Genomic DNA, 17,753 nt, shown 5'->3' on the forward strand with positions numbered 1-17,753 from the left:
ATGATCTCTCCCAGATCTTGCTGATTTTTCTGACGTAGACCACACACACCGTGTGCCCCTACTGTCACATCCCGCGACTGGATGTCAGGCTCTGGGGAGGGCTGGGGGGATGTTTCGTCATGCGCGCGTGCGCGCGTTGGGCGGTGCGGCAGCGTGGGGGCTCGGGCTGGCACTGCTGGCCGGGGCACTGCCGGATCAGGTGGTGGCGACGGCGGCGGGCCGGATCGAGGCCGGCGGGACGTCGTCGGCCGTGACCGATCCGGCCGGCGACGCGTCGGCTCCGTCGGAGGCCGAGGCGCTGGCCCTGGCCAAGCGCTCCGGCCGGAACGTGGAAGTGGCGTCCCGGCGTGCCGAGACCGCGGACGTGATCGCCAGGCCCGACGGGTCCCTGGAGGCCAGGGAATACCTGCGCCCGGTCCGGGCGCGGGTCGACGGCGAGTGGAAGCCGGTCGACACCACTCTGGCGAAGGCGCCCGACGGTGTCGCACCGCGTGCGGCGACCGTCGGGGTGACGTTCTCCGGCGGTGGTGACGGTCCGCTCGTACGACTGGACAAGGCCGGGCGCAAGCTGGCCCTGGGCTGGCCGTCCAAGCTACCGGCACCCCGCCTGGACGGCGACACCGCCACCTACCCGGACGTCCTCCCGGACGTCGACCTGCGCCTGGCGGCGCAGGCGGACGGCTTCACCCAGCTCCTGGTCGTGAAGTCCGCGAAGGCGGCGGCGAATCCCGAACTGGGCCGGTTGCGTCTGAAGATCAACGCGGAGTCCCTGGCCGTGCGGCAGACCGCGCAAGGCGGGCTGACGGCCGTCGACCAGGGCGCCGGAGGCACGGTTTTCGAGGCGCCCGCACCCATGATGTGGGACTCCAGCCCGGGCCCGGCCCCCGCGGGCAAGGCGAAAGCGGTCCGGCCCGCCGCGCGCGGGCTCACCGGATCCGGCGGCAGTGGCGCCGACGAGCCGGGGCCCGGGGAGTCCGGCAAGCAGGCCCGCGTCGGTGTGGACGTGACCGGCGGCGGTCGCGAGCTGGTGCTGACGCCCGACAAGGCCGTGCTGAGCGGGCCCGGCACCGTGTACCCGGTCTTCATCGACCCCCAGTGGTACACGCCGCAGGCCTCCACCTGGACCATGGCGACCAGCTATTTCGCCGACGAGCCGCAGTGGAAGTTCAACGGCAAGAGCGACGCCGGCATGGGCTACTGCGACTGGATGCACTGCCAGCCGGAGGACACCAAGCGACTGTTCTACGACATGGGCACCTCGAGGTTCGCGGGCAAGACCGTCCTGTCGGCGGAGTTCGTCGTCCGGGAGACCTGGTCGGCCTCGTGTGAGAAGAAGGGGGTGCAGCTCTGGCGGACGAAGGGCATCGACTCGTCCACCACGTGGAATTCCCAGAAGGCCTCCGGTTTCTGGATCAAGAAGCTGGGTGAGGAGTCCTTCGCCCACGGGTTCGAGGGATGCGCCTCCGCCGATGCCGAATTCCCGGTCCTGGACGCGGTGAAGGAGGCGGCTGCCAAGGGCTGGTCCTCCATGACGTTCGGGCTGCGCGCCTCGGACGAGTCCGACACCTATGCCTGGAAGCGCTTCTCCGACCGGGCCTACCTGCGCGTGCAGTACAACCAGACGCCGCCGCAGATCACCATGGCTCAGCTGTCGATGGAGTACGGAGGCCAGTGCCGGATCCCCGAGAAGGCGGTGCACGTGCGCAGCCTGGGAAAGGTCTACGCCAACAACGTCACGGACCCCGACGGCGACGACGTCGCGGTCGAGTTCCAGGCCGAGTGGGACGCCGGCGACGGCAAGGGCAACGTCGCCCGATGGAAGCCGGGGCTCACCCCGTTCAAGAAATCGGGCTCGGACTTCGCCGTCTCCCTGCCGGCCGACGTCAGGGTGGGCACTCCCGTGAACTGGTACGTGCGGTCCTACGACCGCCACGGGTACTCCCCCTGGTCCTACGCCGGCTCGCCCAGCGGCTGCTACTTCGTCGTCGATCCCAAGGTCCTTCCCGCCCCCAAGGTCACATCGGGGGACTACCCCGAGTCGAAGCCGGGGCCCTCCGGCGACGGGGACGACCCGTGGTTCGACGGTGTCGGTCGCTACGGCAGCTTCACGGTGGGCCCGGCGCAGAAGGGCATCACCACCTACCTCTACGGTGTCAACGGCGATGCCTCGGAGAAGAACACGCTGACCACGACGGACGGCGCGGCCAGGACCATCAGGGCCCTGCCCGGTGAGCCCGGGCTGAACTTCCTGACCGTCCAGGCCGCGGACGCCGCCGGAAACGTCAGCGAGCCGTACACCTACCGCTACAAGGTGCGCGCGGGGCAGCCGGAACGCGCCGTGTGGTCGATGGACGACGGCCCGGACGCCAAGGAGGCTCAGGGGTCGGCTCCTCCGCGCACCGCCCGGTTGCACGGAGGAGCGGACACCGGGGCCGAGGGCGTGACGGGCGCGGCCCTGACCCTCGACGGCAAGGACGGATACGCCGAGAGCGACACCCCGGTCGTGGACACCTCGGGCAGCTTCACCGTGTCCGCCTGGGCGAAGCTCTCGGCCATGCCCTCGGAGCCGGCCGCCGTGGCGGCCCAGGCCGGCAACCACTCGCCGGGCTTCGGGCTGTACTACTCCAAGGACTACGACCGCTGGGCGTTCAGCCAGTTCGCCTCGGACACCGATGGCGCACTGCCGGTGCGCGTGATGCAGCAGAAGCCCGGTGGGGTCCGAACGGGGGAGTGGACGCACCTGGTGGGCGTGTACGACGGCGGCGCCGGCCAACTGCGGCTCTTCGTCAACGGCCGCCAGGAGGCAGCCGTCCCGTACACGACACCCTGGGACGCGCGACGTGGGCTGCTGATCGGCGCGTCGTCGGCGAACGGCAAGCCGACCGCCTTCTTCCCCGGGCAGATCGACGATGTGGAAATCTTCAACAAGCCCGCGTCCGCCGACGAGATCTCCCGGCTGTACGCCAAGGAGCACGTCCGCGGTCCGGGCCGCCCGGCACGGGCGATCTTCCCGCTGGACGAGCCGGCGGGTGCGCGGGAGGTGACCGGACGCGCGGACGTCATGCCCGCCGTCCTCCACGGCGGCCCCCGGCCGGGTACGGCCGGTGTCGACGGCAAGGCGCTGTCCCTGGACGGCGCACACGACTACGCGACCGTGGACGCCCCGCACTTCAACACCATGGGCGCCTTCGCGATCTCCGCGTGGGTGCGCCTGCCGAAGGACAAGCCGTCGCACACCGCCGTGGTGGTGACCCAGGCGGGCGCGAACGCGAGCGGAGCAGAGCTCTACTATTCGCCCACCTACGACCGGTGGGTGCTCAACCAGCACTCCGCCGACACCGCCGATGCCGGGCAGAACAAGGTCGTCCAGAGTGCCGGGGCACCTCCCCGGGGCGGTGAATGGACGTACCTCGCCGGAGTCCACGACATCGTGGCGAAGACCCTGACCCTGTACGTCAACGGGGTGGAGGCCGGTTCGGCCCCCGTGTCCGCGCCGTGGTACGCGGACCGTCAACTGCAGATCGGCGCGGGCTCCTACGCGGGGAAGCCCGACAACTTCCTCGCCGGTGATATCGACGACGTACGTCTCTACGACCGCCCGGTGTCGGCCGGGGAGATCAAGCAGCTGTTCCAGCAGCGTCTGCTGGTCAAGGGACGCTGGAAGCTGGACAAGGCGACGGGAACTCCTCCCGTGTCCCCGGACGACCTCACGGACGACAAGGCGCCGCGCCACGACCTGACCCTGACGGGCGGGGCCACCATCGGAACCGGACACGTCGACAACGGAGGTCTGCTGCTCGACGGCTCCGACGACGCGGCCTCCACCAAGGGGATGCCCGTCGACACCAGCGGCAGCTTCACGATGACAGCCTGGGCCCAGCGGGTGGCGGACAAGCCGGGACGAGCGATGACGGTGATGAGCGCGGACGGAACGTCCCGCGACGCCTTCACGGTTCGCTATGTACCGGGTGCGGTGACCCCCGAGGGCGGCGGTTCCGAGGGGCAGGGGCGCTGGCAGGTTGCCCTGGCCGACAAGGACGCGGACAAGGGCGTGACCCTCACGACGGTGGAGAACCGGGCCTTCCAGGACGCGGGCGCCTGGAACCATCTGGCCCTCGTCTACGACGGGTTCGCCCATGAACTCCGGCTGTACGTGAACGGCGTCCTGGAGGAGTTCTCCTGCCGCGCGGACACCGGGACGACCTCCGGGGAGGCCGCCTGCGCGGACCGCTCCTCCAGGACCGGCAACGCCATGTCGTCCGGCGCGGGCAGGAACCTCCAACTCGGCCGTTCCGCGGTGGCGGGCACGGCCGGCGAGCACTGGTCGGGACAGATCGACGACGTGTGGGCCTTCCAGGGAGCGCTGTCCGGGAAGCAGGTGCAGCGACTCGCCGCCGGCTACCACGACCTCCCCACCGAGGTCCCGGGCGACTGAACCGGCCGAGCACCCAGCAGGTCGCAGGATTCCGCCGCACGCCGCCGCGCACAGGTCGCGCGTCGCGCCGTGCCGACTCAGCTATTCAGCGAGGGATGACGAGGAATGAAGCGCACAACCCATGCCCACAGGGCTCGGTGGCGCAGGAGCCTGGCACTGGCCGTGCCCACGGCTCTGGTGGCGTCGCTGTTGCAGGGCGTGGCCCTGCCGGCCATGGCCAAGGGCCACGCCCTGCCCGGGGCACCGTCTCCGGGGAAGCCCGTGGCCGGCAAGGTGGCCTGGGGCAAGCCGCGCAAGACCGACCCCGCCCCCAGGGTGCCACGGGGAAAGCCGAGGGCGGCATGGCCCAAGGACGGGAAGACCGTGGTCGACCTGTCCGGGACGGCCAAGGGCGGCGGAGGAGCCGTGAAGGCCGGTGACCTGCCGCTGAGTTTCCTGCCCGGCTCCCGCGACAAGAACGCGAAGGGGCTGGCGGCCGCTCCGGCCACGGGAAAGGCCGAGGTGCGGATCGCCGACCGCAGGGCGAGCGAACGGGCGGGAGTGCGCGGCCCGCTGATCGTCGTCGAGACGTCCCGAGCGCCCAAGGCAGGCCTCAAGGCCCAGGCACCCGCCTCCACCGGTGTCCGCCTCGACTACTCCGGCTTCGCCCAGGCGTACGGGGGCGGCTACGCGTCCCGGCTGCGCCTGATGGAACTCCCCGAGTGCGCCCTCACGACTCCGGACAGGACCGGCTGCCGGACGGCCAGACCGCTCGCCACCGTCAACGACACGGAGAAGCGGACCCTCACCGCCGAGCGAGTGGGCCTGCGAGTGGGCGCGAGAACGGTCCTGGCCGCGGCTCCCGAGGCCGGGGGAGAGACGGGGGACTACAAGGCGACACCGCTGTCCCCGTCATCGACGTGGAAGACCGATCTGAACAGCGGCGCCTTCACCTGGTCGTACGACATTCCGGTGCCCGAGGTTCCCGGCGGTCTCAAGCCCCAGGTCGGCCTGGGGTACTCCTCCGCCTCGATCGACGGCCGGACCGGCAACACCAACAACCAGTCCTCGTGGGTCGGTGACGGGTTCGAGATGTGGCCCGGCTTCATCGAACGCCGCTACAAACCCTGCTCCGAGGACGACGAGAAGCACGCCGACGGCAACAAGCCCGGCGACCTGTGCTGGGCCTACGACAACGCCACCATCTCGTTCAACGGCAAGGCCGGCGAGCTCGTCCCGGCCGGCGGCGACCAGTGGAAGCTGAAGAACGACGACGGCACCAGGATCGCCCGCCTCACGGGGACCGAACGCGACAACGGCGACAACGACAACGAGTACTGGCGCGTGACCACCCCGGAGGGTACGCAGTACTACTTCGGCTACCACAAGCTCGGCGGCTGGGCGAAGGGCAAGGACACCACCGACTCGACGTGGACCGTCCCCGTCTACGGCAACAACTCCGGCGAGCCCTGCCACAAGGACGGATTCAAGGACTCGTGGTGCCAGCAGGCCTGGCGGTGGAACCTCGACTACGCCGTCGACCGGCACGGCAACGCCGTCGGCTACTACTACGGCAAGGAGACCAACTCCTACGGCCGTGACCTGGAGTCCAAGGACGACACGCCGTATGTGCGAGGCGGCTACCTCAAGCGCATCGAGTACGGCCTCCGGTCCACGGACCTGTACGCCAAGCCGCTGGCCAAGGTCGACTTCGGCAACGCCGAGCGATGCCTTCCGCAGGACAAGGACAAGGTCACCTGCGCCGAGGACACGATCGACGACAAGAAGCAGTACTGGTACGACACGCCCTGGGACATGAACTGCAAGGCCGGGACGGAGTGCGACAAGGGACGCCTGTCGCCCTCGTTCTGGACCCGCAAGCGCCTGACGGACATCACCACCAGCGTCCTGCGGGCCGACGGCGGCTACGCGCCCGTCGACTCCTGGAAGCTGGGCCACCGCTGGGGCATGGCCGACACCGACTACCAGCTGTTGCTGGACTCCATCCAGCACACCGGGCACACCGCCAGCCCCGCCATCACCCTTCCGCCGACCACGTTCGTCTATACGCAGCGCGCCAACCGCCTGGACAAGACCGGTGACGGCAAGGCCCCCTTCATCAAGGAGCGCCTGTCCACCGTCACCGACGAGACCGGCGGCCAGACCGACGTCACCTACTCCCAGCCCACCTGCGACTGGGCGAAACCGCCGAAGCCGGAGAGCAACACGACGCGCTGCTTCCCGCAGTTCGTGGGCGGGAGCAGCAGCGACGACCCGACCCAGCAGTGGTTCAACAAGTACGTCGTGGACGCCGTGACGGCGACCGACCGCACGGGCGGGGCCCCGGATCAGGTGACCCGCTACGACTATCTGGACGATGCTGCCTGGCACTACGACGACGACAACGGGCTGACCAAGGAGAAGTTCAAGTCCTGGTCGCAGTGGCGTGGCTATGGTCACGTGCGCGTCCGCACGGGCGGTCAGGGCGCGGACGGCATGAAGAGCCAGCAGGACACGTACTTCCTGCGAGGCATGGACGGTGACAGGAAGGGTTCCGACGGCGGCAAGAAGGAGGTGAGCGTCGCTCTGGGCAAGGACGAGGGCGACGCGATCACCGATCACCCGTCGGCGGCGGGATTCACCTACAGGACCGAGAGCTACTCCGGCCCCGGCGGCAAGCTGCTCGCCAAGTCCGTCAGCCGGCCCTGGCACCACGAGACCGCCAAGAGCGAACGCTCCTGGGGAGACGTCACCGCGAACCTCACCGGCATCGAATCGGCACGGACCTTCACCTCCCTCGACGACGGGGGCGGGAAGAAGTGGCGCCAGACGTCCGCGGCCACGAAGTACGACACCGTTGCCGGGCGGCCCGTCGAGGCCGACGACTTCGGTGACCTTTCCACTCCTGCCGATGACCAGTGCACCCGGACCACGTACAACGACAACACCGATGCCAACATCCTCACCTTGCGTTCGCGTGTGGTGACGACGGCGACTTCCTGTGCCACCTCCTCCGTCGACCGGACCAAGGACGTCGTGTCCGACGTCCGCACCGCCTATGACGGCGGCGGCTACGGGGATCGGCCCACCAAGGGCGATGCCACCGGCGTCGCCACACTCAAGAAGGACGACAACAGCCGGGCGACCTACCTCGAGTCCGGCAAGACCTACGACGACTACGCGCGCGAGCTGACCAGCACCGACCTCACCGCCGAGGTCGTCTTCGACAGCTCGGGACGACAGGCGTCCACGACCAGGCGCACCGACGGGCGTACCACGAGGACCGCCTACGCGCCTGCCACAGGATTCGCCACCACCGTCACCACCACAACACCTCCCGTCAAGGCCGGTGACGCGTCGACAGCCTGGACCAGCACGACCGCTTTCGACCCGCTGCGCGGCCAGGTCCTCAGAAAGACGGACGCCAACAACCGGCGCACCGACATCGCCTACGACGCACTCGGCCGCTCCATCAAGGTGTGGCTGCCGAACAGGCCGCAGTCCTCCTTCGGCCCGCCGAGCCTGGAGTTCGCCTACTCCATCACGGACGGGAAACCTGTCGCGGTCGCCACCCGGAAGCTGAACGACAGCTACGGCCAGCTGACCTCGTACACGCTCTACGACGGATTCCAGCGCCCCCGTCAGATCCAGGCACCGGGCCCCGACCGTGGACGGCTGATCACCGACACCTTCTACGACGAGCGTGGCCTCGTCGCGAAGTCCTTCGCCCCGTACTACGCCTTGGGTGCACCCGGTATCGGCCTCTTCGGCCCGGACAACGCCCTGAAGGTGGAGTCCCAGACCTGGAACACCTACGACGGGCTCGGTCGCGTCACGGAGACCAGGCAGGTCGCCGGGAACAGCGACGCGGGCAAGCCCCTCGCCGTCACCCGCACCCTGTACGGCGGAGACCGGACGACGGTGATCCCACCCGTGGGATCCACCGCGACGACCACGGTCGTCGACGCACGCGGCAGGACCACCGAGCTTCGCCAACTGCACGAACGACGCCCGGACGCCGATGCCGACGTCGCCCGCTACGCGTACAGCCCGCAGGGCAAGCTCTCCCGGTACACGGACCCGGCGGGCAACAGCTGGTCGTACACCTACGACCAGTTCGGCCACCAGATCTCCGCGGACGACCCGGACAGGGGCACCAGCACCAGCACCTACGACGACCGCGGCCAGCTCATCAGCGTCACCGACGCGCGAAAGACCAGGAATACGCTCGCCTACTCGTACGACAACGTCGGCCGCAGGACGGAACTCCGCGAAGGTTCCCCCAGCGGGACCAAGCTCGCCGAGTGGACCTACGACACGGTGGCGGGTGGCAAGGGCCAGCTGGCCTCCGCCACGCGCTACGTCGACGGCAATGCCTACGTCAGCCGCGTGGACGAGTACGACGCGCTCTACCGGGCCACGCGTTCGGCCGTCGTCATCCCCGGGAACGAAGGCGCGCTGGCCGGCACGTACCGGTTCGGAACCAACTACAACCCGTCGGGCAGCGTCCAGAGCACATTCCTGCCGAAGGCGGGCGCACTTGCCGGCGGTGGCGTCCTCTACACCTACGACGCCCTCCTGCGCCCCACGGAAATCTCGGGAACGGGCGGCCTGAAGGCGGCGATCACCAGCTACGGCCTCACCGGGAAGCCTCTCCAGGCGAAGCTGACGGGCGACGGCAGGTTCACACAGATCACCAACGGTTACGAATGGGGAACCCAGCGCCTGTCCGGCACACGGGTCGACCGTGAGAACGCCCCTGCCGTCGACAAGGCCGCGACGTACACCTACGACGAGACGGGCAACATCCGGGCGATATCCGATGCCGCGGCAGGCGGCACCGACACCCAGTGCTTCACCTACGACTATCTGCGCCGCGTCACGGACGAGTGGACGCAGTCCACGCCGACGTGCGCCGCGACGCCGGCGGCGAACCTGACCGGCGGCCCCGCCCCGTACTGGAACTCCTACACCTACGACAAGACGGGCAACCGCCTCACCGAGACCCGGCACGACTCCGGCGGTGACAGCGGCAAGGACGTCAAGCGCACCTACACCTACCCGGCGGCGGGTGGTTCCCAGCCGCACGCCCTGTCCGCCGTGAACACCAGCGGTCCGACGGGCACGGCCAAGGACTCCTACGCCTACGACCCGGTCGGCAACACGGCCACCCGCGTCCTGGGCGGGGACACGCAGGCGCTCGAGTGGGACGCCGAAGGCCATCTGGCCAAGGTGACCCAGATGAAGGACGACAAGCCCGCCGGGACGACGTCCTACCTGTACGACGCCGAGGGCCAGCGGCTGATCGGCCGGACCGGCACCGAGACCACCCTCTACCTCGGCCCCACCGAGATCACCCTCGCCAAGGGGTCCACCACCCCGAAGGCCACCCGCTACATCGACCTCGGCAGCGGGGTCCAGGCGGTCCAGAGCGACGACGGCAACGCGTCCTTCGTCATCGCGGACCAGGTCGGTACGGGCCAGCTGGCCGTCGACTCGAAGTCGGCGACAGCGACGCATCGTCGTACCACTCCCTTCGGCACCCCACGAGGGGAGCAACCGAAGAACTGGCCCGGCACGAAGGGTTTTGTCGGCGGAACGAACGACGCGACGACGGGCCTGACGCACCTCGGGGCCCGTGAATACGACCCGTCGATCGGCCGGTTCATCAGCGTCGACCCGCTGCTGGACCTGGCGGACCCCCAGCAGAACCACGGCTACACCTATGCCAACAACAACCCGGCCACCCTGTCCGACCCGACCGGCCTGATCCCCGAGGGCTGCGGAACGCTCGGCAAGTGCTACGGATACTCGCCCAGTACAGGAGGCTGCCCGTACGGCTGCGGTTCCACGGCCAACGTGCTCTGGGGCGAGGCGGAGTACGACGACTACGACTACGACGACTACGAAGGCCCGGTCTACAACTACTGGGAGGACGCGGCCAGCCGCGGCAACGAGGTCATCTACGCGGGCATCGAGGTGCCGGCCCACTGGGAGGAAAAGGAGCAGTTCGAAAAGGCCTTCTACCGGGAAGTGGCCTCCTTCTGCCACGGCGAGTCGATCAACTGCCTGAGCGATGTGATCTACTCCGGCTACGAGAGCCAGGCGCGATCGGCGCTGAACCGGTTGAAGTTCTTCGCCTACATCGCCTGCCGGGACGTCGACTGCCCGGACAGCGTGAGCACGCCCATGGAGGCCTTCGCGGCCGCGGCGGTGATGCAACTCGAGAACGGGATGGGCGGCGGCCACGCCGGCCTCCGCGGTGCCCGCGGCGGCGGGGGGCGGTCAGGAGGCCGCGGTGGAAGCGGCGCGTGCCACAGCTTCATACCCGGCACGGAAGTCCTGTTGGAGGACGGCAGCAGCAAGCCGATCGAGGATGTCGGGACGGGTGACAAGGTCCTGGCGACGGACCCCGAGACGGGGGAGACGACCGCACGAGAGGTCGTCGCCACCTTCGACACGGAGCACGACAAGAACTTCACCGACCTGACGGTCGAGACGGACCGCGGCGTGGCGAGCATCATCGCCACGGACACCCATCCGTTCTGGGAGACCGACGGGGAAAAGTGGGTAGACGCGGGGAAGCTGCGCCCGGGCGCCCATTTGCGCGGCCCGGATGGCGAACCCCGGCTGGTGAAGTCGGTCCGCCACTTCGCCAAGCAGCAGCGCACGCATGACCTGACGGTCAGTGGGGTCCATACATACCATGTGCTGGCGGGGACTGATCCGGTCCTTGTTCACAATGCCGGTAATTGCCCGGTTGATGGCCTGCCGCACGGTGCTCTAGGTGAGGCGGCTACGCTTCAGAGACTTCAAAAGGGAGGATACCGCGATATTACGAGTGAGGTGAGGTTCAAGAACAGCAAGGGTAAAGTGTTTCGCGCGGATTTCGTTGCGCGAGACCCCTCAGGGAACTGGGTTGCGGTTGAAGTGAAGACTGGGAAGGGTGCATCCTTGACTGATAATCAAAGTTTGGGGTATTCCGAACTCGGTCATGGTGGTGCAGTTCTGAATACGAGCAGGGTTCCTGGCCTCCAGAAGGGTTCAACGGTCACCATGAAGGTGGAAGTGGATCTATGGCGTTGCCCTGCTTGTAATCCGTAGGATCCGAGGTTCGCTCAGTCAAATGACTTGGAGGTGCTTTTAATTGGGGTCTAAGTCGGCTATTCTGACGATTTCTCATGCGTGGCCACGAAGCGCGTTGCGTGGAGATCTGAAGATCGAGCGATCCAAGTCTCAGGTCCTTGCTGAAGAGTTGCTTGGGGCTCCAGTGCATGAGGTGGGAACACTGGCTCTGGATCAGGCGATCTATCCAGAAGTGGGTGCAGTGTGTGCGGCACACCTCGCTGGTGTCGATATCCTGTGTTCTCGTGAGCTTGCGCAAGATCGCCCAAGTGATTTGACCGAGCTCATTTCTCGGTTGGCGATTGACGGCATGGCTTGCGGAGTCTTTATGGACAGCGCCGAAGACTGGGCTGCACTGGCTGTGTGGTCGAAGGGTGAGCTGGTTCGATCGCTGAGCGTGAGACCGGATTGCGGCGTGCTTGAAGACGTGGGTGAGCGTCTTTCCTTCGAAGCTCCCTTCTGGGAGGGAGAGAGATCGGTCGTGCATGAGCCCATGTATGCTCTACCTTTCCACCCGATTGACCTTGGGAATGAGGCGCTCAGAAGCTTTTTTGGCTTCGTCCTCGAAGGGGAGGAGGACGAGGATTGCCTCGATCCTGAAGAGATTGAAATCCCTGCATTCCGAAGAAGGGCATGAGCTCCTGAACGTCTTCGCTATGCGCCTCAGCCCTCTATCTCGTCCAGGAGCATCCGCAGTGTCCCGCAGTGCTTCTCGGTGGGGAGGGCGGCCAGGGTGGCTCGGGCGTGGGCGTGGCCGGCGGCCTTGTCGCCGGAGCGGGTGAGCATCAGGGCCGTGTGCATGTCGAGGTGGGTCGCGAAGCGGGGGAGGCTCGCGGGGAGTTCGCTGCGGGCCTCCTCCTGGGAGCGTATGGCCTGGGCCTCGTCGCCGAGGCGGGCGGAGAGCAGGGAGAGGAAGCCGTTCAGCCGCCAGTGGGTCACCGCGTAGTCGCTGAGCTGGGTGCTGGGGCCGGAGGCGTCGAAGACCTGGCGGGCGCGGTCGGCGAGGTCGAGGGCGGTGGCCTTGTCGCCGCGCAGGGCGAGGGCGTAGGCCTTGCCGAGGGTGGCGTTGAGCAGGCCGGCGGTCGGTTTGTCGCTGAGGGCCATGGCCTGGTCGGCCAGGACGTCGGCGTAGCCCAGGGACTTGCCGCCGTAGCCGAGCGTCAGGGCGGCCCGGCCGCGGACCCATACGCGGGTGCGGAGGTCGTCCGAGCGGTCCGCGGCCTCGGCGGCCATGCGGAACCAGGCGACGGACTTGGCCTGGTCGGGCCAGGTGAAGGTGGTGGCGTACAGCGTCATCAGCCGGGCCGCCACCGACCACATGCGGTCGTCGTCGAGCTGCTGCTGGACGACCATCAGGTCGCGCGCCACGCGCCGCTGGAGCTCGGCCGCGCCCAGGGACATGTAGTCGGCGCCGTAGGAGGCCAGCTTCTCCTCCCACTCGTCGCGCGACGGGCCGCCCCGCAGGCGGGTGGCGAAGCCCACGCCGAGCAGGTCCGCCGCCAGCTGCGGGGCGACGGACGCGGCGGCGACACCGCTGGGCAGGCCGGGGCCCGCCGGGTCGCGGGGGGCGTTCTCCCCTTCCAGCACCGCCTCGGGCACGTCCAGCACCGCCGCCAGGCAGCGCAGATAGAACGGTCCGGGGCGGACCTTGCCGCGCTCCCAGCCGCTCACGTACTCCCGGGTCAGGCTGGTCGCGAACGCTTCGTTGATCTCGGATGCCAGTCGGCCCTGGCTCCACCCACGCGCGCTCCGCAGCTCCCTGACGACGTCACCAATTGCCACACAGACCATCTTCTCCCGGAAATCGCCCGCCGAATGCCACTAGGGATGCCACTACCGGGCGGCGGCGCTCCCGTGGACAGTGAGGGAGACGGGTGATCAGCTCGTCCGGGCCTGATCCGGGGGGATGCCCGGGCGCGGTGTGCGGAGCGGTCCGCCTCGCCCGTCCAGTGGTCCGGTGTCCGGGCCGCCGCCATGAGGAGGGGAGGCGGCGGCCCGGACGCGGCCGGATCAGACCCCGACGGCCTCCTCCATCTCCTCCTCGGCCGGGTCCGGGGCCGGGGGCGCGGAGCGCCGTTCGGAGGCCCACGCGGCCGCTACGAGGGCCGCGCCGGCGGTCAGCCACATCGCGAGGGTGGCCACATGGCCGCCCAGCCCCGTATGCCCGAAGTAGACGAGGGAGCGGACGCCCTCGACGAATCCGGCGCCGTTCCAGAAGGAGTGCAGCGCGGCGAAGAAGCCGTTCTGGAGCTCGGGCCGGTAGACGCCGCCCGCGCTGGTGAAGTTCAGCATGACGAACAGCACCATCATCCCGAGCGTGGTCCAGCGCTTCAGGAAGGTGTGGAGGCCGACGCCGGCGAGCAGGATGCCCGCCGAGTACAGCCAGGCCAGGCCCGCCACGCCCCACAGGCCGTGGTCCACGAGGTGGAAGACGGGTCCGGCGAGGACGGTGCCGATGGCGGCGACCACCAGCGAGGTGCCCGCGGCGAGCGCGGCGCGCAGCCGCATCGGCAGGGCCCCGCCCGCGCCGCCGATGACGGCCACCGACGCGTACGAGCCGATGCTGAGCGCGACCAGCAGGAAGAAGACGCCCTGCCCCGTCGGGTCGCCCTCGGCGGGCGGGACGACGTCGGTGACCTTCAGGGGCGCCCCCTGCCGGGCGGCGACGGGCGCGAAGGCCTTCTGCACGGCCACGGCGGTGGTGTCGGAGCCGGCCGAGGCGACGAGCAGCTCGGGGTGGTGCCGGTCGGGGACGTACGCGCCGAAGACGTCCTGGTCGCGGAGGCGGCGGACGGCCTCGGCGCGGTCGGCGACGGTCCGTACGGCGAGGCGGCCGTCGGCCTTGTCGTCGATGGTCTGCGCCAGCACCCTCGCCCCGGCGCTCTCCCCGACGACCGCGACCGGCAGCTCGTGCGGGGAGGGGTGGGCGAAGGCGCCCAGGTAGGCGAGGCCCATCCCGACGCACATCAGCAGGGGGGTGAGCAGATGGGTCAGGACGTGTCGCAGTGCGCCACCGGGGGTGGGTCTCATGGGCGGCTTCCTCGGATGCTTCGGGATCGGACGCTTCGGGATCGGACGCTTCGGGATCGGTTGCTTCGCGATCGGTCGCGTCGGGATCGTTCCAGATAGTTGGTAAATACAACTCATGCTTCAGGTTGTAATATACAACTACATGGCCGAAAGGAAACCCCGTGCCGTCCCGTGACGCCTCAGTGCGGACCATCCAGCGCGAGCTGACCGCCTTCGCCCGCCGTGCGCGGGCGGCGGCCGCGCGCCTCCACCCCGAGCTCTCGCTCGTCTCGTTCACCCTGCTCGCCCACCTGGAGGACCGGCGGGGCTGCCGCGCGACGGACCTCGCGGCGCACTACCTGCTCGACAAGTCGACGGTGAGCCGGCAGATCGCCACCCTGGAGCGGCTCGGGCTCGTCGAGCGCCGCGTCGACCCCGACGACCAGCGCGTACAGGTGCTGCACCTCACCGACGCCGGTGCCGACACCCTCGCCCAGGTGGCCGCCAGCCGCCTGGCGGCCTTCCGGGAGCGTCTCGCCGGCTGGGACGAGGACGACCTCGCCCGCTTCGCCGGCTACCTCCTGCGCTACAACGCCGGCTACGCGCCGGACGACGGCCGCTGACCACCCGCGTGGGTGGCCAGCACGGCCGCCTGGATGCGTCGCTCGACGCCGAGCTTCGCGAGCAGCCGCGAGATGTGGTTCTTGACCGTCTTCTCGGACAGGAACAGCCGCTGGGCGATCTGACGGTTGGTGAGCCCGTCCCCGATGAGGGCGAGCACGTCGCGCTCGCGCGGGGAGAGCCCGGCCAGCCGCTCGTCCTCCGGCCCGGACGCCTCCTCCTCCGCGGTCTCGCCGCCGCGCAGGCTGTTCATCAGGCGTGTGGTGGTCGCCGGGTCGAGCATCGACTGGCTGGCGGCGACCGTACGGATCGCGGCCACCAGGTCCGAGCCCTTGATCTGCTTGAGGACGTACCCGGCCGCGCCCGCCATGATGGCGTCCAGCAGGGCGTCGTCGTCGTCGAAGGACGTGAGCATCAGGCACGCCAGGCCCGGCATCCGCGAGCGCAGCTCCCGGCAGACCGTGATGCCGTCGCCGTCGGGCAGCCGGACGTCCAGCACGGCCACGTCGGGCCGCAGGGCGGGGCCCCGGACCAGGGCGTGGACGATGTTCCCGGCCTCACCGACGACGGTGATGTCCTCCTCGCCGTCCAGCAGGTCGTGGACGCCCCGCCGTACGACCTCGTGGTCGTCCAGCAGGAACACCCGGATCGGCCGTTCCTGGGAGAACGTCCTTGACTGCTCCACTACCCGCTCCCTGCCGTCGGTCCGCGCGCACGCCTTGCCACGCTGATTCGATCATGGACCGGAAGGGCGGCGCGCGCCATGGGCCGAACGGCCCCGATGTCCCGGTTCCCGGGCCGTGCCGCCCTCACGGCGCCAGGTCCCGGCGCGCCAGCAGCGCGAACGCCAGGGCGATGCCCAGCACCCCGACCCCGGTCAGCACGGCGAACGCCCCCCACGGGACCGCGCCGTGCGCCAGGGCGTCCCCCGGCGCGTAGTAGTGGAACGGGCTGGCGTAGCGCAGCGGAGCGGCCCGGGACCAGGCCAGGGCGACGAAGTTCACCGCGAACCCCACCGCCCCGATCCCGATCGTCGCCCCCACGACCCGGGACCGGCGCCGCACCGCCGCGGAGACGGCCAGCGCCGGCCCCGTCACGCACAGCGCGAACGCCCAGCCCAGCAGCCCGGCGGCGAACACCCCGCCCAGCGGCACCGCCTCGCGCAGCCGTGGCGCGAGCACCACCCCGGTGGCCACCGTCAGCGTCGCCGCGACGTTCAGCAGCACCGACACCACGAGCAGCGCCGCCGTCCGCTCGGCCAGCAGCCTGGCCCGCGACAGCGGACGGACCATCAGCAGCTCGATCGTGCCCGACTCGACGTCGGCGGCCACCGCCGCCGCGGCCAGCGAACCGATCGCGGTGAGCTGGAGCGCGATCCAGAACGGATGGATCAGGCCCGCCCCCAGCAGGCCGGGATAGCTGGCGATCGGCACGTCCCCGCTGGTGCCGCTGAACGCCCGGAAGACCGCCGGCGGCTGCCGCCCGTCGATCACGAGGAGCGTCGTGGGCGACACCGTGTTCGCGATGACGACGATGAGGGCCTCGAAGACGACGATGCCGAGCAGCAGGGACACCAGCATCCGCCTCCGCCGCACCAGCGCCAGCCGGAACAGCGGGAGCACGGCCCCGGGGTCCCCGTTCACCGCGGCACCTCCCCGTCCGGCGCCGCCCGGTACAGCTCCAGGAACGCCGCGTCCAGCCCCGCCTCCTCGACCGTCAGGTCCGCCACCGGCAGGGCCAGCAGGGCCCGCAGCGCCACCACCAGCTCGTCCGGCGGGATCACCAGCTCCACCCGGTCGCCCTCCCAGCGCGCGGCCCAGCGCCCGGCCCCGGGCAGCGGCCGCGCCCCCCGGCCGTCGGCGAACGACAGCCGCACCGTGCGTGCCCGGGCCTCGCGCAGCGCCGCCACCGACCGTACGGTCACCAGCCGCCCCTCGCGCACGATGGCCACCCGCCCGCAGCTGCGCTGGACCTCGGGCAGGACGTGACTGGAGAGCAGCACGGTGCGCCCGGCCGCGGCCGCCTCGGCCAGCAGCTCGTAGAACGTCTCCTGCACCAGAGGGTCCAGGCCCTCGGTCGGCTCGTCCAGCACCACCAGCTCCGGGTCGTGCTGCAGCGCCTGGACCAGGCCGAGCTTCTGCTTCGTGCCGTGCGAGTACTCCGCCACCGTCCGGCCGAGGTCGCCGTCCGACAGGCCCAGACGGGCGCAGAGTTCCGCCCGGCGCGGGGTGGGGGCGCGGCCCAGCCGGGCCAGCAGGTCCAGCGTGCGGGCGCCGGTGAGCTCGGGGTACAGCCGGAGCTCGCCCGGCAGATAGCCCAGCGCGGGGGCGAGCGCGCGGTGGTCGGCGACCGGGTCGAGCCCCAGCAGGCGCACCCGTCCCTCGGTGGGCCTCAGCAGCCCCACCAGGCAGCGCAGCGTCGTGGTCTTGCCCGCCCCGTTCGGCCCCAGGAAGCCGAAGACCTCCCCGGCGTCCACCGTGAGGCCGAGCCCCTGTACGCCCACCGTGCGGCCGTAGCGCTTGGTCAGCGCGACGATCTCGATGGCGGGCCCGTCCTGGCGCATCCGGTACCTCCTTCCCCGGTG

General features: G+C 69.9%; 9 protein-coding genes. 4 read left to right on the plus strand and 5 right to left on the minus strand.

Annotation, left to right across the window (positions count from 1 at the left end; all coding sequences use genetic code 11):
* Nucleotides 1-109 precede the first annotated feature (109 nt).
* From AC07BS_RS07835 to AC07BS_RS07845, 3 genes are all read left to right on the plus strand, one after another.
* Nucleotides 110-4,435 carry a LamG domain-containing protein gene (locus AC07BS_RS07835; protein ID WP_478930881.1) on the plus strand — a complete coding sequence of 1,442 codons (4,326 nt, stop codon included), beginning with the start codon at nt 110-112 and terminating at the stop codon, nt 4,433-4,435.
* 105 nt (nt 4,436-4,540) lie between these two features.
* Nucleotides 4,541-11,518, plus strand: coding sequence for a polymorphic toxin-type HINT domain-containing protein (locus tag AC07BS_RS07840; RefSeq protein ID WP_478930883.1), 6,978 nt, complete (start codon nt 4,541-4,543; stop codon nt 11,516-11,518).
* Nucleotides 11,519-11,561: 43 nt separating this feature from the next.
* Nucleotides 11,562-12,176 carry a DUF6928 family protein gene (locus tag AC07BS_RS07845; RefSeq protein WP_478930885.1) on the plus strand — a complete coding sequence of 205 codons (615 nt, stop codon included), beginning with the start codon at nt 11,562-11,564 and terminating at the stop codon, nt 12,174-12,176.
* A 26-nt stretch (nt 12,177-12,202) separates the two neighbouring features.
* On the opposite strand, the gene AC07BS_RS07850 is transcribed toward AC07BS_RS07845, so the two are convergent.
* Nucleotides 12,203-13,321 carry a helix-turn-helix domain-containing protein gene (locus AC07BS_RS07850; protein ID WP_478644068.1) on the minus strand — a complete coding sequence of 373 codons (1,119 nt, stop codon included), beginning with the start codon at nt 13,319-13,321 and terminating at the stop codon, nt 12,203-12,205.
* A gap of 228 nt (nt 13,322-13,549) precedes the next feature.
* Nucleotides 13,550-14,569 carry a YhgE/Pip domain-containing protein gene (locus AC07BS_RS07855; RefSeq protein ID WP_478930887.1) on the minus strand — a complete coding sequence of 340 codons (1,020 nt, stop codon included), beginning with the start codon at nt 14,567-14,569 and terminating at the stop codon, nt 13,550-13,552.
* 161 nt (nt 14,570-14,730) lie between these two features.
* Between AC07BS_RS07855 and AC07BS_RS07860 the strand changes: the two genes are divergently transcribed.
* The gene (locus tag AC07BS_RS07860; RefSeq protein WP_478644064.1) at nt 14,731-15,171 is read left to right on the plus strand and encodes a MarR family winged helix-turn-helix transcriptional regulator; all 441 of its coding nucleotides are present in this window, start codon (nt 14,731-14,733) and stop codon (nt 15,169-15,171) included.
* Here AC07BS_RS07860 and AC07BS_RS07865 read toward each other — a convergent pair.
* The 3 genes from AC07BS_RS07865 to AC07BS_RS07875 form a co-directional block, all read right to left on the minus strand.
* Nucleotides 15,147-15,854 (minus strand): response regulator, encoded by a 708-nt coding sequence (locus tag AC07BS_RS07865; protein WP_478930889.1) that lies wholly within the window; start codon nt 15,852-15,854, stop codon nt 15,147-15,149. The two genes, AC07BS_RS07860 and AC07BS_RS07865, sit on opposite strands and share 25 nt — an antisense overlap.
* A 124-nt stretch (nt 15,855-15,978) precedes the next feature.
* Entirely contained in the window at nt 15,979-16,812 is an 834-nt protein-coding gene (locus AC07BS_RS07870; protein WP_478644059.1) for an ABC transporter permease subunit, read from the minus strand.
* Nucleotides 16,809-17,732, minus strand: a complete 924-nt coding sequence (locus tag AC07BS_RS07875) for an ABC transporter ATP-binding protein (protein ID WP_478644058.1) — start codon at nt 17,730-17,732, stop codon at nt 16,809-16,811. Before AC07BS_RS07875 ends, AC07BS_RS07870 begins: the two co-directional genes overlap by 4 nt.
* Nucleotides 17,733-17,753 lie beyond the last annotated feature (21 nt).

The organism is Streptomyces sp. NPDC044063 (assembly GCF_056434285.1).

Bases quoted from the DNA above. Each gene is read 5' to 3' on its own strand.
- AC07BS_RS07835 (WP_478930881.1), top strand. From the start codon at position 110: ATGTTTCGTCATGCGCGCGTGCGCGCGTTGGGCGGTGCGGCAGCGTGG.
- AC07BS_RS07840 (WP_478930883.1), top strand. From the start codon at position 4,541: ATGAAGCGCACAACCCATGCCCACAGGGCTCGGTGGCGCAGGAGCCTG.
- AC07BS_RS07855 (WP_478930887.1), bottom strand. From the start codon at position 14,569: ATGAGACCCACCCCCGGTGGCGCACTGCGACACGTCCTGACCCATCTG.
- AC07BS_RS07875 (WP_478644058.1), bottom strand. From the start codon at position 17,732: ATGCGCCAGGACGGGCCCGCCATCGAGATCGTCGCGCTGACCAAGCGC.